Source organism: Mucilaginibacter sp. Mucisp73 (assembly GCF_059491465.1).
Genome location: NZ_CP168507.1, coordinates 1,974,869 through 1,989,340, shown reverse-complemented (window position 1 = coordinate 1,989,340; position 14,472 = coordinate 1,974,869). Strand labels below are relative to the sequence as shown.

Sequence of the window (14,472 nt, the reverse complement as noted above, 5' to 3'; positions counted from 1 at the left end):
ATTATCAAAGTGCTATACCCGGTCCTACAGATGAAACCAGCAGTTCCATATTTACTTTTTGATTGCTGTTATGCAGGGCGCTAACCTGGATTGACGATGCCCCATGCGGAAGTGTCAAATTGCCCTGAGCTGGAATTTCAGCGATCTTCTTTCTGTTCTTATCCGCTACATAGCACGCATTATCCTTCAGGATGATAAATTCACCATTGGTAATTTTTTTGTCGATTGAAAGTTCTGTACCGTCCTGAAAAGTGATCCTGATGCCATCAGCATACCCATCTTTTTCGGCAGATGATATCCGTATCGCACAATCCAGCGGCTGCGCATCAAATTCATTATTTAACCGGCAGGTATTTTTTTCGATAGTGTATTGCTGGTCAGGAAAGCGGGTTTCACGTACAGGATATAAAACGAAAGACTTTTCGCCGTTTTGCACCAGGTGAAATTTATAGTTTAAATCTTTTAAACGCTCTTTTACTGTTTTGGTGAAAATATTCAATGCCCTGGCATTTTCCCAGGCGCGGTATGCCTTGAAAATGTTATTCTTTTCCGGGCAATTTTCAACGGCATGCTGGCTCAAACCAAGCATGTAGGTTGCGTTCCATCCTATTGATTTGGCTTCCAGGTTTTCAGCATCGTATAAACTCCAATCACTGTGCAAATCAACTATTCCGAATGTTGCAGGTAAATAACTGCTTTCAAAAACATATCGCATATCTTTCCCCTCTATTCCCCATTGGTTCAATACCGGATTAAACATATTATTACCGCCGCCAACATTGCAAACGCTCATATAATGCCAGTTGCCTTCATAAACCGCGCTCCCCATTACGCGGAGATAATCACCTCCATTTTTTGCGTAGCTATCAAATAATTTCCTGAAAAACTGTTTAAAGGAGTACTGTCCCTGCCCCTGGTATATACAGCTCTCTAAACCATCAAAATCAATATAATCCATCCCTCCTTCTGTGAGCCACTTGCCATAATAATCTGCATATACTTTTTGCAAATTCATATCCGGAACAAAACCACGATAGCAGTTAGGCTGCAGCTTTACTATTGTAGTACCCTTTCTATAGGAACCTCTTTTGGTTCCATAAAGCCCCCTTTTGATATGTAAAAAGGTGTAAGGCTTGCTCTCGCTAATGCCATTGTATTCTATAAGTTCCTTACTTATTTTCAGTACATTGGTATGGTTACCTTCCCATCCGCCGAACTCGTTGAAATAGGCCCTGTCGGCCACCGTTATAACAGTGTCCTGATCAGTAAGATTTTTGGTTATGGAAGTGCGTTGCATAATGGCCAGGCTATCGCTCGGTACCGGGGCCACATCGCTGTTATTCTCAGGCTGCAGAAACTCACACAGAGTATGCAGTCCATACCTGATCCCATTTTTCTTCATCAATGCGCCATAGTCTGGAATGTTCATGGGATCTGCGTTATTGAAATTTATTTTTCTATTGGTCCACCGATTTTGTGGGTTGGGATAATATTCGCCCCATCCTTCATCCTGTACGCCTTTGATGGCTAATTGATGCGCATAGGTGACCAGGCTGTCATGAGCGCCATGCCAGGCGATATCAGGGCGGTATGCTTTAGGGTCTTTGATCCATTGACCATCAATTTCGGGATGCGGCAGCCCTTCCTTTAAAACTATTTGTTCGATAGTGCGGAGCCCGACAGAATCGGGGCAGGCAAGCAAAGCAACCGACGATCCGATGTAATCGGCATTAACCGGCGGCACCAACTGGTACCTGGCCGAATTTACCTTCCCATCCAAATTATCGGGCAACACCGGGAAGCGTATCATCTGTTCTTTTCTCCGGTCTCTTGAATGCATGCAAACTGTAGAACCAAAAGCGGGCTCAAGTCTTGCCCCGTTTCCGTAGTTCATCCGGTAATACTCTTCCGGATGTGAATAAAACGCCACGTCATTTATGCCATCTCCGCCTATTGTGAAAGTTTGACCTTCTTTAAGATTTGGCGGCAAGGGGTATTTCAGTGGATCAGGCGAATGAATAAAATAGTACATGAAAGACATGTCGCCTCCTGTTGGGGGGCCGCTGGTGGTATTATCATTTAAACCAAGTATCCCAAATGCGAAATCATCATCTCTTACTACGCCCAGGATATCTCCTATTGTTTTAGAGATAGTTAATTTATAAGGGCCCCAAACGATATTGTCAACCCCGTTGCGTGGCTTAAGCGATACCAGTTTCAGCCGTACATACTCCCCTTTTTCATCAGTTTGCACCGTTGCCACCGAGCCATTAGGATAGCGTAGCGTTATGCGCTTATTGAGCGTATTAAATGCAGCAGCTACCGGCAGTATATAGTTTTCGCCTTTGTACAGACTAAGCAATGCAGAAACTTTACCGGCAGGGCAATATTCTTTATGGGATGATTTATCCTTAATGCTGGTGATAAACCCACGTTTGTTTATACTAAGCGTAACAAATTTTGTGTTTAAAGTTATGGTTTGCGCATTTGCCTGCGGGTGAATTACCAGCATCATACTGAACGCCAGGAGAACTAAAAAACCTGTGTTCAATTTATTTATCATGTTATAAAAACTCATATATAATCAACTAAAAAGCATTTCCAATTTCTAAGCACCGCTTTCTGATCAATGACAAAAGAGGGCGCCCTGTACCACCATACAGGGACGCCTCTTCAACTAAACCTCAGGTAGTCTCATTACCGGAAGTACACTTAAAAAATAAAACACATTCAGCACCTATTGTATCACCGGATTAAATGTTCCGCCATCCCATCCTATATTTTGCTGCAGATTTTTGTTTTGTAAAATATACTGCGGATCAATAGGGCCGAAATAATAGGCATCGGGTATATTGATTTGACTGGTGGCACCAGGATCTATCGGCTCATACTTGTAATTGGTAATAGCCTTAAGAAAAGCGTTACGATCAAACGATGCCGGTGAATTTACTATCAGGTTAGAAAGCTGTGCGGCAATCCCGCTATTACTTTGCGTAATATTAATACCATACTGAGTGGATGCAGCCGCACTGTTAAAGTACGGCCCGTAAGCGTGCAGCGTACCCATGCTATTTAATACATTAAACATCCGCCTGCGCCTTAAATCCCAAAATCGTTTTCCTTCAAAAGCAAACTCTATAGCGCGTTCGGTCATAACAGCGTTCAATGTGACCTGATAATCAGAGCCAACCGATGCAGCCAATCCATAATTTCCTGCTCCTGCTGATATATGGGCCCTTTGGCGGATTTGAATAATATAGGCCCTCGCTTCAGCCGGGTGCTGAACTTCATTAGCAGCCTCGGCAAGGTTAAGTAAAACCTCAGCATACCTGATGATAGGCCAATCAAAAGCCTGGCGGTTCCAAACACTTGAACCCAATGTGGTATCAATCCCCTTACGGCAATAAAAACCAGTGATATTATAATTGGGTGTGGCTTTGTAGGCATCATCCCCGGCTATCGTGTTAAAAATCCACTGCACACGTGGTGTAATATCCGCAAAGTCGTACCTGGCGCCATTATATACAATTGTTTGATAGAAGCGCGGATCCCTGTCCTTCCAAAACTCTGTAGGGTCATATCCCGAAGCCGGGTCGGAAATTGGGAGACCATTTTTCATGGGATAAGCCTGCACCATTTCCCAGGTAGGATCGCAGGAGCCTGCAGCGCCAGAGGTTTCAGTTAAAGGCCTTTGCCCTTGTTGAAAGCCATTTGTTTTTTCGGGATAATGGTAACGTAAGCTCAAAACCATTTCCTTAGCAGCCCCTGCCTTATCATACCACATGTTTTCATTTGGTTTTGCAGTATTATCGGTATATAAGCCATAACCATCAGCATCTAACTCAGTTTTAGCGGCCAGCAAGGCACTATAAGCATCATTCCAATAAGTGGCATTAGGTGTTTTGCAAAACAGAGGACTTGCTTTTAATAACAGGGCTTCGCCTTTTACCGCCATAGCAGCGCCTTTGGTAACCCGGCCAATATCATTTGAACCCCAGGTAGCCGGCAATAAATTAATTGCGCTATCCAACTGTTTGCCAATAAAATCAAAACACTCAAGTGATGAATTTCTTTTTACCAGTAAAGTATTTATATCGGCTGTTGGGTCCTGAACCGCGGTAATGATCGGCACCCCTCCTAATACCTTTACCATCCTGTAGTATAAATATGCGCGGAAGAAGTATGCCTGACCTTTCAGGCTTTTATAATCGGCATCAGATAAAACAGATTTACTTTTATCAATATTTGCAAAAAAGTTATTGATAGACCTTACCCTTCCCCAGTCCCAAACCCTGTCGGGGTAACCGCTTTGGCTTGTATAAGTGCCTTTAAGAAAAGAGTTAAGGCCATTGCCGCCGCTGCCGCCAGAATAAGCTTCGCCGGCCAGTTCTTCGTTCCTGTTCCAGGAAGGTAAAATATTATAGAAATTGGTTACATATCCTTTTACAAAATCGGGACTGCCCCATTCCTGCTCCGGCGTGATAGGGCCTCCCGGATGATCAACGTCAAATACTTTTTTACAGGATATTGTTAAAGCAATTATCCCCAATAAAACGAATAGTATATTGAATTTAAGTTTCATGATCTAATAATTTAATGTTTAAAGTGTTACATTAAGCCCGCAGGTAAACCCTCTTAATACCGGGTACATTCTGAAATCGCCGCCCAGTTCAGGGTCCCAATCGGTTACATGGTTCCATTGATACAGGTTTTCGCCGCTGAAATAAACCTTCACAGCTTTAACTTTTATTTTCGCCAACAAGCTTGCCGGCAAACTGTAATCAACTATTAAAGACTTTAACCGCAGGAAAGCGCCATTTTTTAACCAGAATGTAGATGACACCTCGCTATTGCTTGTGCCTTGCCAGTCGGTCATAATAGGGCTTGGCATGGTAGCAGTAGAGGCTGTTTGCGGTGTCCATGCATTTTTCCAGATGGTTAAATTATCATTGCCAGGCAAAGGCCTTCTGTAATAAACATCGGTAGGCATAATATCGTAGCGACCCAAACCGGCAAATACAGCGGTGAGGTTAAGCCCTTTCCAGCCAAATGTGAAGTTGAAGCCATAATTAACACGCGGTATGCCGTTTTTTGAAATGATTTGCTGGTCGTTCCCGTCAATTTTCCCATCAGGAGAATCGGTACCCAGCGGCCCCCTGATGTCCTTGTACATCAACATTCCGGGTTGTGGCTTGCTGCCAAATATGGTAAAATTGGGGCCGTTAGCTTTTAAAATATTATCCACGTCCTGCTGCGTTCTGATAATCCCATCGGATACATAGCCCCATATAACCCCGTTGATGGGTTGCCCGATCAGGTTCTGGTAACCACGTACTGATGCAGCCTGGTCAACCTTCAGATATTTGTTGGCAGAATATGACCAGTTGCCAGAAACGCGATAGAAAAAGTCATTGATGTGCCGTTCGTGGCTAAGAGATAACTCAATACCCCGTGCCGATGCTATCCCATAATTAACTGCAGGCAAGCTTGCTCCAACCGTGCTTGGGACCGATGCTACACGTGCACCAAGGATATCGGTGGTTTTTTTGTACCATAAATCAACAGTTCCGGTAAGGATTCTTTTTGGCATGCCAAAATCTAAACCCAGGTTGTAGTTATGATTTTTTTCCCATGTGATATTGGGGTTGATAGTTGAACCCAACGTTGTTGAAGGCGGAAGCCCGGATCCTATATAAATACCTGAGTTTGCGTTAAAGTTGTAGGTTTGTTGCCACTGCCATGGAGCTGTATTATCTGTACCGGTTATACCGTAAGAAAAACGCAGCTTCAAAACATCAAGGACTTTAGTATAATTTGCAAAGAAGTTTTCATTGGCGATATTCCAGCCTGCTGAAACGGCCGGGAAATATCCCCAACGCTTATTTGCCGGAAAGATATAAGAACCATCGGCCCTCATGGTAAAGCCAAGCAAATATTTTGAGGCGTAATTGTAATCGACCCTGCCAAAATAAGAAGCGAAGCCTGTAGGCTGGTTCTGATCGCCCCTGATATACCAGTCGGTGCTATTGGTTGATCCGCCGTTAATTTGCTGATAATTAGGGTTGCTGTAATTGTCATCCCAAATGGTTGAATAATGGCCCCGGTATGCCGATTGTTCATAGCCGGCAAACGCGCTGATATTATGAAGGCCAAAAGATCGGTCATAATTCAACATCAAATCCAGTTGGTAATTAGATGACTGCGAATACGACTCCTGCAATTCGGTAGGCGCACCTATTCCCGAAATCTGGGCCTGGTCTAATATCTGATAGCCTCCAGATCGTGTTAAATCTAATTTATCGGTAACGATGTGGTTATGGTCGCCACCGGTTTGGAAATAATAAATGTAAGGTGCGTTACGCCATGCTTTGGTGTAATTATTAGTGGTATTGTACGCGAAAGTACCCTTTGCCGATAGTCCGGTTATGCCGGGGATCTCATACTTTAGTTGAAAAACCGGGGTAATATTGTTACCCGACGGCTTGGTGTAACCTCCGTTCCCCTTTGCCAGGTTGGCGGTATTGGTATTATCAAAGTTGCCAACAGGAAGACCATTAATAAAAGACGGCCGGCCGGGATTTACCATTAACAACCTGTTGTACATGTTCGACAGATTGAAATCCCCATAATCATAGGCCCAGAACGGACGGCTGCCGTTATTCCATTCGCTTTGGATATTTAAATTATAGCTCCATCGCTCGGAGATTTGTCCATCTATTTTTGCTGTTAAATTATATTTACGGAAGGAATTTGAGGTTGCCCCTTCCTGCTGGAAATAACCTGCCGAAATATAGTACCTCGCTGCTTGCGAACCACCGCTTACGGCTAAGTTATGTGAAGTGTTCCATGGATTACGCCAGGTATCTTTTAACCAATCGTACGAATGTGTTTTGAAATAATCTAATTCATCAGGCGTATAATAGCTTGGATCGTTTGCCGGCAAACCTTTTTGGGCAAATGCCTCATTGGCAAAAGTATAAGCATCAAAAGCGTTCATTCTCCGTGGTGTAATTTCACGGTTATTCATGGTATATGATGCATTGTAGGATATAAAGGTCTTATTAGCTACGCCATGTTTTGTTGTAATCAAAACAACACCGTTACCGCCCCTGATACCATAAATCGCGGTTGACGCGGCATCTTTCAGGATACTGATATTATCGATATCGGCCGGGTTAATGGTGGCAAATGTGGTTGCATCCCTTACAAAACCGTCTATCACGTATAGCGGGTCTGTTCCGCCCTGCCAGGTGGAGGATTCCCTGATTTTAATATTAGCACTTGCACCGGGATAGCTACCCTGCGTAGTAACGGTAACGCCCGGTGACAGGCCTTGCAACAAATTGGCGGGGGAAGATGTAGGGCGGTTTTCAAGTGCAGATGATTTAATTACACCTATTGCACCTGTCAGGTTTTCTTTTTTCTGCGTACCATAGGCAACCACAACTATTTCGCTGAGCCCGCTTACATCGGCTTCCATCTTTACCAGCATGGGTGTACCGGGAGTAACCTGCAATTCTTTTTTCACATAGCCAACAAATGAAAAAACAAGTGTTGCGTTCCCATCCGGAACCTCTATGTTGAATTTACCACTGGCGTCGGATATTGTGATGGCTTGACTTCCTTTTACTGAAATAGTCACGCCGGCCAGCGGTATATTTTTGTTATCAAATACCTGCCCGCTTATCTTAACCGGGCTTACATTTAAGCTGGTAACCACATTATCAGCAGCCTTTTCAATTTGCTGAAGAACAATGTTGTTATTAACCTTTTTATAAGTTAAGGACTGATTTTTAAGGCATTCCTTTAAAGCCTCATCTATTGAGGCATCTTTCAGATGAATGGTTACACTTTTATTCTGTACATCTTTTGAATCATAAAAAAACACATATCCTGTTTGTTTATTTATCCGGTTAAGTACTTTTTTCAGTGAGGAATTTGTTTCATCCAGGTTAATTTTTTGACTATACACTTTTGCGCTACATTCAAGAAGGGCAACTAACATGATCAAGGTAGTCAATTTCATAACTAATAACATTTTGCGCGGCCACGGACAACGCATGGCCATTAAAAAAGCATTTAATTTCATACTTTTGCTGAGTTGGGTTAACAGATAGTTAGAGACACTAAACATATTCCCGTTTTGCGGGGAGGGTTAACTCAATATTTAACCGCATTCCGATTGCCCTCGGGATGCGTTTTTTTTTGAGTTAACCTTGTGGGGATGGGCCTAAATTTTAAAGGCCGGATGTGTATTTATTTTTTCATATGGTTCTCGTCTTTTTAGGTGAATAATTGGTTAATTACAGGTGTTAATTCATTACAATAATTGTTTTCCCATCTATTTTGTAATGTATTTGCTTAAAACTCAGAATATCCAGTATCTGTGACAAATTGACGTTCCTGGAAATTTCGCCCGAGAATCTTCGTGAGGGTAATTGCCCTTCATATTTGATCTCCACACCATACCAGCGCGAAAGCTGCCGCATTACTTCCTGAATATTATTGTCTTCAAAAAAGAAAAATCCGTTTTTCCAGGCCACCACTTCATCCGCATCTACATTCATAACATCGATCAGGCCGTGATCAAACCTTGCCTGCTGCCCAGGTTTAATGATATTACTCACTTTCCCGGCCGATACTTTTACACTGCCTTCGAGCAGGGTAGTTTTAACAGCTTGCTCATCATTGTAAGCATTGATATTGAAGTGGGTGCCTAATACCTCCACTGTTTGCCCGTTTGAAATAACTTTGAACGGCTTTTTGGCATTGTGTGCAACTTCAAAATAGGCCTCGCCGGTAAGTTCTACCCTACGTTCGTTACCATTAAAAACTACCGGGTATTTTATTGATGACGATGCGTTTAACCATACTTTAGTACCATCGGCCAAAATAAATTGATACTGCCCGCCTTGTGGCGTAGCGGCGGTGTTATATATAATGTTCTTTGACGGATGGAAGTCCACAACAACATCCCTATAACTAATTTGGCCGTCGGCGGCTTTTTTTATAATGATGTTACCCTGCCGTGCGAGTTTTCCAATCTTTGCACCATTTAATACGATAGTGCTTCCATCGCCTAATGTTAATATGGCTTTGTTTCCGCCGGGGGCTACATCCTGTTTCTGAGGCTTAACTGCAGCTATTTGCCGGCGGGAATTATTATTAATGGTAAAAAAGTATCCCCCCACAGCCATAAAAAAAAGTATTGAAGCAGCTATTGCCCAACGCGATAATTGTATCCTTTTTGTCCTTCCCTGTATTTCATTCAGCAGATTATCAAGGCTCTCTTTCTGATCTTCTTCCAATTGCTCCTGCGACAAATAAGGATCGCCGTGCTTGTATTTTAAATACCAGCTTTCAACCAAAGCATTCTCTGCCGGAGTAGTCATGCCGCTGTTATACCGTTCTATTAAATCTTCGATGTCTTGTGGTTGCATAATCGTTAAAGGATATATCATCCTTATTACCCATATACAACTACAACCGGGGGGAGGGAGTAGATGAAAATAAAAAAAAGTAAAAATAATTTACCGGATCATAAAACGAGGAAGGTATCACCTGTTGTGATTGTAAGAAAGCTTATTGAACACTTACTTATATTCAGCTATTTCAAGTCGCCGGATCAACATTGTCTATGCTTTCAGATATAAGAATTTGTCACAAATAAATTCAACGCAAACGTTTGTTTATCGCAACAAGGCTCATAAATATGTTTTTTGAGTTTTATAACAGCGAAGTGTTGTTATTGAAAGCCTGTATTAATTACCCCGACGGTAAAATCTTTACCAATCAGTTAAAAATAGCGCTCTTAATCAGCGGATTAAAGCGACATAGCGCTTGCATTGAGGGCAAGAACCTTTTTGTTAAAGCTGATTCGCCCAAATTAACGCAAACGGTTGCGTAGAACTTTAGCGCTTAAAATCACTCCAGTCCTCTTAATTTGTAACAACAATTATACGATTAGATAAACAGGGACCCGGTTTCAGGCGATTCGTTTATCCCGGGCCTCAATGGTCAGCAATCAATAACTATCGCTTGCAAATTTATAATCAATGTAAACCTTAATGGCTTTGTACGGTAAATATAGTGACGACGATTTGATAACGCTGTTAAGGCAAGATGACATATCTGCTTTTACGGCGATTCATTCGCGCTATTACGGAGCGTTATATCAGCATGCGTATAAAAGATTGCCGGACAGGGATACTGTTAAAGATCTTTTACAGGAGCTTTTTATCCATTTATGGGACCAAAGAATATCAATTGATATTAAAGGCAGTTTACAAGCTTATTTATGTACCGCTATCCGGAACAAGGTTTTAAATGTTTTTAAGCACGAGAAAGTAAAAGCCAATTACATTACCTCATTAATTAATTTTGAGGAAACCTGCGAATCTGCAACGGATGAAAATTTAAGAAATAAAGAACTTATTGCCCTGATTAAGGCCGAAGTAAGCTCTTTACCTCCAAAAATGAAACTGATATTTGAGTTAAGCAGGGATTCAAATCTGTCGCACAACGAAATTGCCGAAATATTGGAGATAAGCCCCTTAACTGTTAGAAAGCAGGTAAACAATTCTTTAAAAATACTGAGGGCAAAATTAGCGTCACATCTGCTAACGCTGTTTTTATAACCAGGTTTTAACACTTACGTGGTGTATTTTGATATGCGATAATACCATCCTAACAGATTACAAAAAATTTATGCTGTTTTAAAATGTTCCCGGTTTTGATTCGTCTTCATTATTAAAGACGGTTAAAATCATCAAATAAACAATAACATGAAAAAGCATATCATATCAACAGCACATAGTCAGTTGTGGGAGGGCATAGACGACTAAAAGAGTAAATTAACAAAGGTTATTAGCGGCAGGTGCTGTATCTTAGCGCCATGACGGATTATAAACTGGAAGCAGCTAAAGCCGCTTTAACCTTGATTACCCCCAATCAAATTATTGGTTTGGGAGCCGGGAGCACCATAGCTCATTTGGTTAATATGTTAGCCCAGGATCGTAAGCTTGCGGCTTCCTTAATATTTACCTCATCATCATTCAAAACAACTCAACTGCTAAGCACATACGGTTTGCGCATTCAGTCGCCTGCCTTGCTTAATAAACTCGATATCTATTTTGATGGCTGCGACCAGTTTGACAGCGAACTAAACGCCCTGAAAAGCGGCGGCGGCATCCATACTACCGAAAAGGTCCTTGCCTCAATGGCGCATGAATTTATTTTGCTGGGCGATGAGGGAAAATTCTCTGCCCAACTTAACGCTACATATCCGCTGGTTATAGAGATATTACCCCAGGCCTTACAAATTGTACTGGCAAAACTGGCAACCCTGTTTCCTCAGGCTACGCTTACCCAGCGTATGAGCACGCAAAAAGATGGGGCGTTGATATCAGATAATGGCAATATGCTGATCGATGCACAATTTACTGAACTGCCCGAACCGGTTAAATTAAATACCCTGGTTAAAATGATACCGGGTGTTGTTGAACACTCTTTATTTTACCAAATGGCCGGCAGGGCAATTATTGCAGGCGAAAATGGTATCCGGACCATAATACATCAACGGTAACTGTCAGTCGGCATTATTTAAAACGGCGATACCCTTTAACGTACACACACCATAGTTAAAATGGTTTAAAAGCTGCAGCTGAACATCCCATAAATTAAATTCGGCATGCGGGTATACGGAGGCGTTAAAACCAAGTTCAATCTGGTTAACCCGCATAATGGCAATTATTCTGGTATCAATTTCGGGACGGACATACCCTTGATCGATGCCCTTTTTTAAAAGCTTCCCGATAATATTTACCATGAAGCCTGTTTTAAATTTCAGGTATAACATCCAGCCCTCATGATGGTACTTTTGCAGATCGAACAAAACAGCAGGGTTAACCCTCGAAAAGATCTCGCCTGTACATTTGGTGAGTTCAACCATCTCATCCATCATATTACCGGTGTCACTAATAATTGAGCAAAGCATTGCCTCATCATCGGTCAGCCGCTTTTTTACAAGAGCGGTAACAAGCTCGTTTTTGTCCCTGAAATGCTGGTAAATTGTTTTTTTGGAGATCGCCAAATGCCGGGCAATATCATCCATGGTAACGCTTTTTATTCCCGCTTCAAGAAAAAGCGCTTCGCTCCCGTTTAAAACCCGCTCCTTATCAATCATAGCTTAGGTAGTTATCAACGCGGTGATCCCCCTGATAGCACCAATCAGGATCTCCTGGTTCATTTTTTCATCCCGCGTGAGCTGGATCATGTTAATGGCTATCAACCCATGAATTACTGCCCAGTAGGTGTAGTATTTTTTTTGAACCTCTTCATCACTTACTTCGCGGGGCGCGTATAGCGTACGGATCACTTCAGAAACCATCTCCGGAAAAACCAACGCTTCCGTTATCCGGTTTTCTACCGGGCTGCAACCTGTACCAACGGCAAACATCAACTGGTAAAGCTCCTTATAGGCAATCGCAAAGTTCCAGTAAGCCAACCACATAGCCTCCATCTGTTCAATGGCGTCTGTATGTGCCTCTTTTGCCAGCTTCACCATAGCTGCCAGTTTAAGGTGCCCCTTGCGGGCAAGCTCGGTATACAAAGCTTCCTTGCTTTCAAAATATTCGTAAATAGCGGGAGCCGTATACTCGATATGCTCAGCAAGTTTCCGCATACTTAACGCATCACATCCCTCACACTTAATCATATCCAACGCAGCGTCCAGTATCTTTCGGCGGGTATCATCCTTTTGCCGCAATATCCGTTCTTTACTTCCCATGTTTTAACCTCTCAATCACAAGCAAAATTTACTTTAATTTATTCATTAATAAATAATTAACCGTAATTAAATTATCAATTTGGTTTAGATGATTGTATGATAACAGGTTTTACAAAAATCAATTAGTTGGCATAGATAATAAATGTTTAAACAACTTCAAAATATGTCAAAATCACCACCGGCTATAAAAAAGCCCGGCAGCTCAATTGCAAACCGGGCTTCTTGATTGCCATGGTGCTAATGTCATCTATTTCCAGCCGCCGCCCAAAGCGCGATAAAGGTTAACTATAGCTTGCAATTCCTGCAAATGATCGTTAACGCCGCTTAACTGGGCAGCAAGCAAGTTTTGTTCTGAAGTTAAAACATCGGTATAATTTGTAGCCGAACTGTAACGCAGCAACTCCTTGGTATAATCAACCGATTTTTCGAGCGCCTGCAACTGTTTAACCCTTGAACCTTGTTTTTCAATGGCGTTTTGATAGGAGAACAACGCGTTGGTTACCTCCTGCCCCGCCGTGAGTAATGATTTTTGATAAGCATAATAAGCTTCCTGTTGCTGGGCTTGCGCCGTTCTTAAACGCGCCCGGTTTTGGCCTTTGTTAAAAATGGGCTGGGTAATGCCGCCAACAAAGTTGTAAAATATGGAATGATCAAAAAAGTTCTTCAACTGCAGGGTTGATAAACCGGCCTGCCCGGTAATGGTAAGCTGCGGATAAAAATAAGTACGTGCCAGGTTGGTATTCTCAAACGCACTCCTAAATGCAAACTCAGCTTCCTGCACATCCGGGCGGTTTTTTAAGAGCTGGGATGGGATGCCCGTTTTCAGGTCGGCTACAGGTTTCTGTTCGCTTAGCGTTGTACGTTTGATAGTACCGGGTGCCCTTGCCAGTAAAATACTTAATGCATTCTCGGCTTCGCGGATGCTTTGTTTGAGATCGGGTATGGTAACCTCGGCGGCATAACGGTTAGCTTCGCTCTGTACCACAGCCGCACCGTTTACAACAGCACCTTCCTTCAGGGCTTTTACGGTCTCTACATCTTTTACCCGTATGGTAAGTGTTTGCTGAGTGATAGCCAATTGCTCATCAAGCGCCAGCAGGTTATAATAAGCGTTTGCTATATCGGCTATCAGCTGCGTTTGAACCGCTCTTTTTGCCGCGTCACTTTGCAGCAGTGATGCCAGCGCCGCTCTTTTCGAACTGCTTAATTTACCCCAGATATCGGCCTCCCAACTGGTACTCAAGGCTGCCTGGTAAGTAGTGGTTTTCAGGTTGAAGGAGTTGGCAAACTCAGGCGGAAAATTTAAGCTTGCTGCTGATGTCTTTGCTCTTGTAACAGTTCCGCTCCCTTCCAGGCTTGGCAGATATGCCGCCTTGCTTTGGTTAAATGTTGCCTGCGCCTCGTTAATGCGCTGTACGGCAGTTTTTAAATCGAGGTTTTCACGTAGCCCTTCCTGGATCAGGTTTACCAGTACGGTATCAGAAAATAGCTGGCTTACCGGCATGCTGGCCATTGATGTGGTATCGCTGATAGTGGTATCGCGATACAGCTTATCTGTATTTACTACCGGCTGCTGGTATTTTTTTGTAACACATGAGGCAAATACCGCCGTTGCTGCCAGCGTGGCCAATATTTGCCGTTTATATGAATGGATCATTTTTTTGCTTATTTATTGTTCTTAAAAA

The 14,472-nt window shown here is 42.6% G+C and carries 9 protein-coding genes; 2 read left to right on the top strand and 7 right to left on the bottom strand.

The annotated features are described in order from the left end of the window. Positions 1–4 precede the first annotated feature (4 nt). The 4 genes from ACEN82_RS08590 to ACEN82_RS08575 all read right to left on the bottom strand — a co-directional run bounded on the left by ACEN82_RS08590 (position 5) and on the right by ACEN82_RS08575 (position 9,440). Entirely contained in the window at positions 5–2,563 is a 2,559-nt protein-coding gene (locus ACEN82_RS08590; protein ID WP_413319006.1) for a hypothetical protein, read from the bottom strand. Between the two features lie 174 nt (positions 2,564–2,737). After that, positions 2,738–4,582: a RagB/SusD family nutrient uptake outer membrane protein gene (locus ACEN82_RS08585; protein ID WP_413319008.1), complete on the bottom strand. Its 1,845-nt coding sequence runs from the start codon at positions 4,580–4,582 to the stop codon at positions 2,738–2,740. Positions 4,583–4,600: 18 nt separating this feature from the next. After that, positions 4,601–8,005, bottom strand: coding sequence for a SusC/RagA family TonB-linked outer membrane protein (locus tag ACEN82_RS08580; protein WP_495644096.1), 3,405 nt, complete (start codon positions 8,003–8,005; stop codon positions 4,601–4,603). A 307-nt stretch (positions 8,006–8,312) separates the two neighbouring features. Next, entirely contained in the window at positions 8,313–9,440 is a 1,128-nt protein-coding gene (locus tag ACEN82_RS08575; protein ID WP_373613446.1) for a FecR family protein, read from the bottom strand. A 627-nt stretch (positions 9,441–10,067) separates the two neighbouring features. Here ACEN82_RS08575 and ACEN82_RS08570 point away from each other — a divergent pair. Both ACEN82_RS08570 and rpiA read left to right on the top strand, forming a co-directional pair. Next, complete coding sequence (locus tag ACEN82_RS08570) at positions 10,068–10,637, top strand: RNA polymerase sigma-70 factor (protein ID WP_413319013.1); 570 nt, start codon at positions 10,068–10,070, stop codon at positions 10,635–10,637. Positions 10,638–10,894: 257 nt separating this feature from the next. After that, positions 10,895–11,584, top strand: coding sequence for a ribose 5-phosphate isomerase A (gene rpiA, locus ACEN82_RS08565; protein ID WP_413319015.1), 690 nt, complete (start codon positions 10,895–10,897; stop codon positions 11,582–11,584). Positions 11,585–11,587: 3 nt separating this feature from the next. Here the strand turns inward: rpiA and ACEN82_RS08560 are convergent, their stop codons facing one another. The 3 genes from ACEN82_RS08560 to ACEN82_RS08550 all read right to left on the bottom strand — a co-directional run bounded on the left by ACEN82_RS08560 (position 11,588) and on the right by ACEN82_RS08550 (position 14,444). After that, positions 11,588–12,184 (bottom strand): TetR/AcrR family transcriptional regulator, encoded by a 597-nt coding sequence (locus tag ACEN82_RS08560; protein ID WP_413319017.1) that lies wholly within the window; start codon positions 12,182–12,184, stop codon positions 11,588–11,590. Positions 12,185–12,187: 3 nt separating this feature from the next. Beyond that, on the bottom strand, positions 12,188–12,787 hold the full coding sequence (locus ACEN82_RS08555; protein WP_413319019.1) for a TetR/AcrR family transcriptional regulator: 600 nt from the start codon (positions 12,785–12,787) through the stop codon (positions 12,188–12,190). Between the two features lie 247 nt (positions 12,788–13,034). After that, a complete protein-coding gene (locus tag ACEN82_RS08550; RefSeq protein WP_354483693.1) occupies positions 13,035–14,444 on the bottom strand; it encodes an efflux transporter outer membrane subunit in 1,410 nt (469 codons plus the stop codon). Positions 14,445–14,472: the final 28 nt, after the last annotated feature.

What these genes read in the sequence shown, in the direction of transcription:
- ACEN82_RS08590 (WP_413319006.1), bottom strand. Translation starts at nt 2,563, where the DNA reads ATGATAAATAAATTGAACACAGGTTTTTTAGTTCTCCTGGCGTTCAGT.
- ACEN82_RS08585 (WP_413319008.1), bottom strand. Translation starts at nt 4,582, where the DNA reads ATGAAACTTAAATTCAATATACTATTCGTTTTATTGGGGATAATTGCT.
- ACEN82_RS08580 (WP_495644096.1), bottom strand. Translation starts at nt 8,005, where the DNA reads ATGTTAGTTGCCCTTCTTGAATGTAGCGCAAAAGTGTATAGTCAAAAA.
- ACEN82_RS08575 (WP_373613446.1), bottom strand. Translation starts at nt 9,440, where the DNA reads ATGCAACCACAAGACATCGAAGATTTAATAGAACGGTATAACAGCGGC.
- ACEN82_RS08570 (WP_413319013.1), top strand. Translation starts at nt 10,068, where the DNA reads ATGGCTTTGTACGGTAAATATAGTGACGACGATTTGATAACGCTGTTA.
- rpiA (WP_413319015.1), top strand. Translation starts at nt 10,895, where the DNA reads ATGACGGATTATAAACTGGAAGCAGCTAAAGCCGCTTTAACCTTGATT.
- ACEN82_RS08560 (WP_413319017.1), bottom strand. Translation starts at nt 12,184, where the DNA reads ATGATTGATAAGGAGCGGGTTTTAAACGGGAGCGAAGCGCTTTTTCTT.
- ACEN82_RS08555 (WP_413319019.1), bottom strand. Translation starts at nt 12,787, where the DNA reads ATGGGAAGTAAAGAACGGATATTGCGGCAAAAGGATGATACCCGCCGA.
- ACEN82_RS08550 (WP_354483693.1), bottom strand. Translation starts at nt 14,444, where the DNA reads ATGATCCATTCATATAAACGGCAAATATTGGCCACGCTGGCAGCAACG.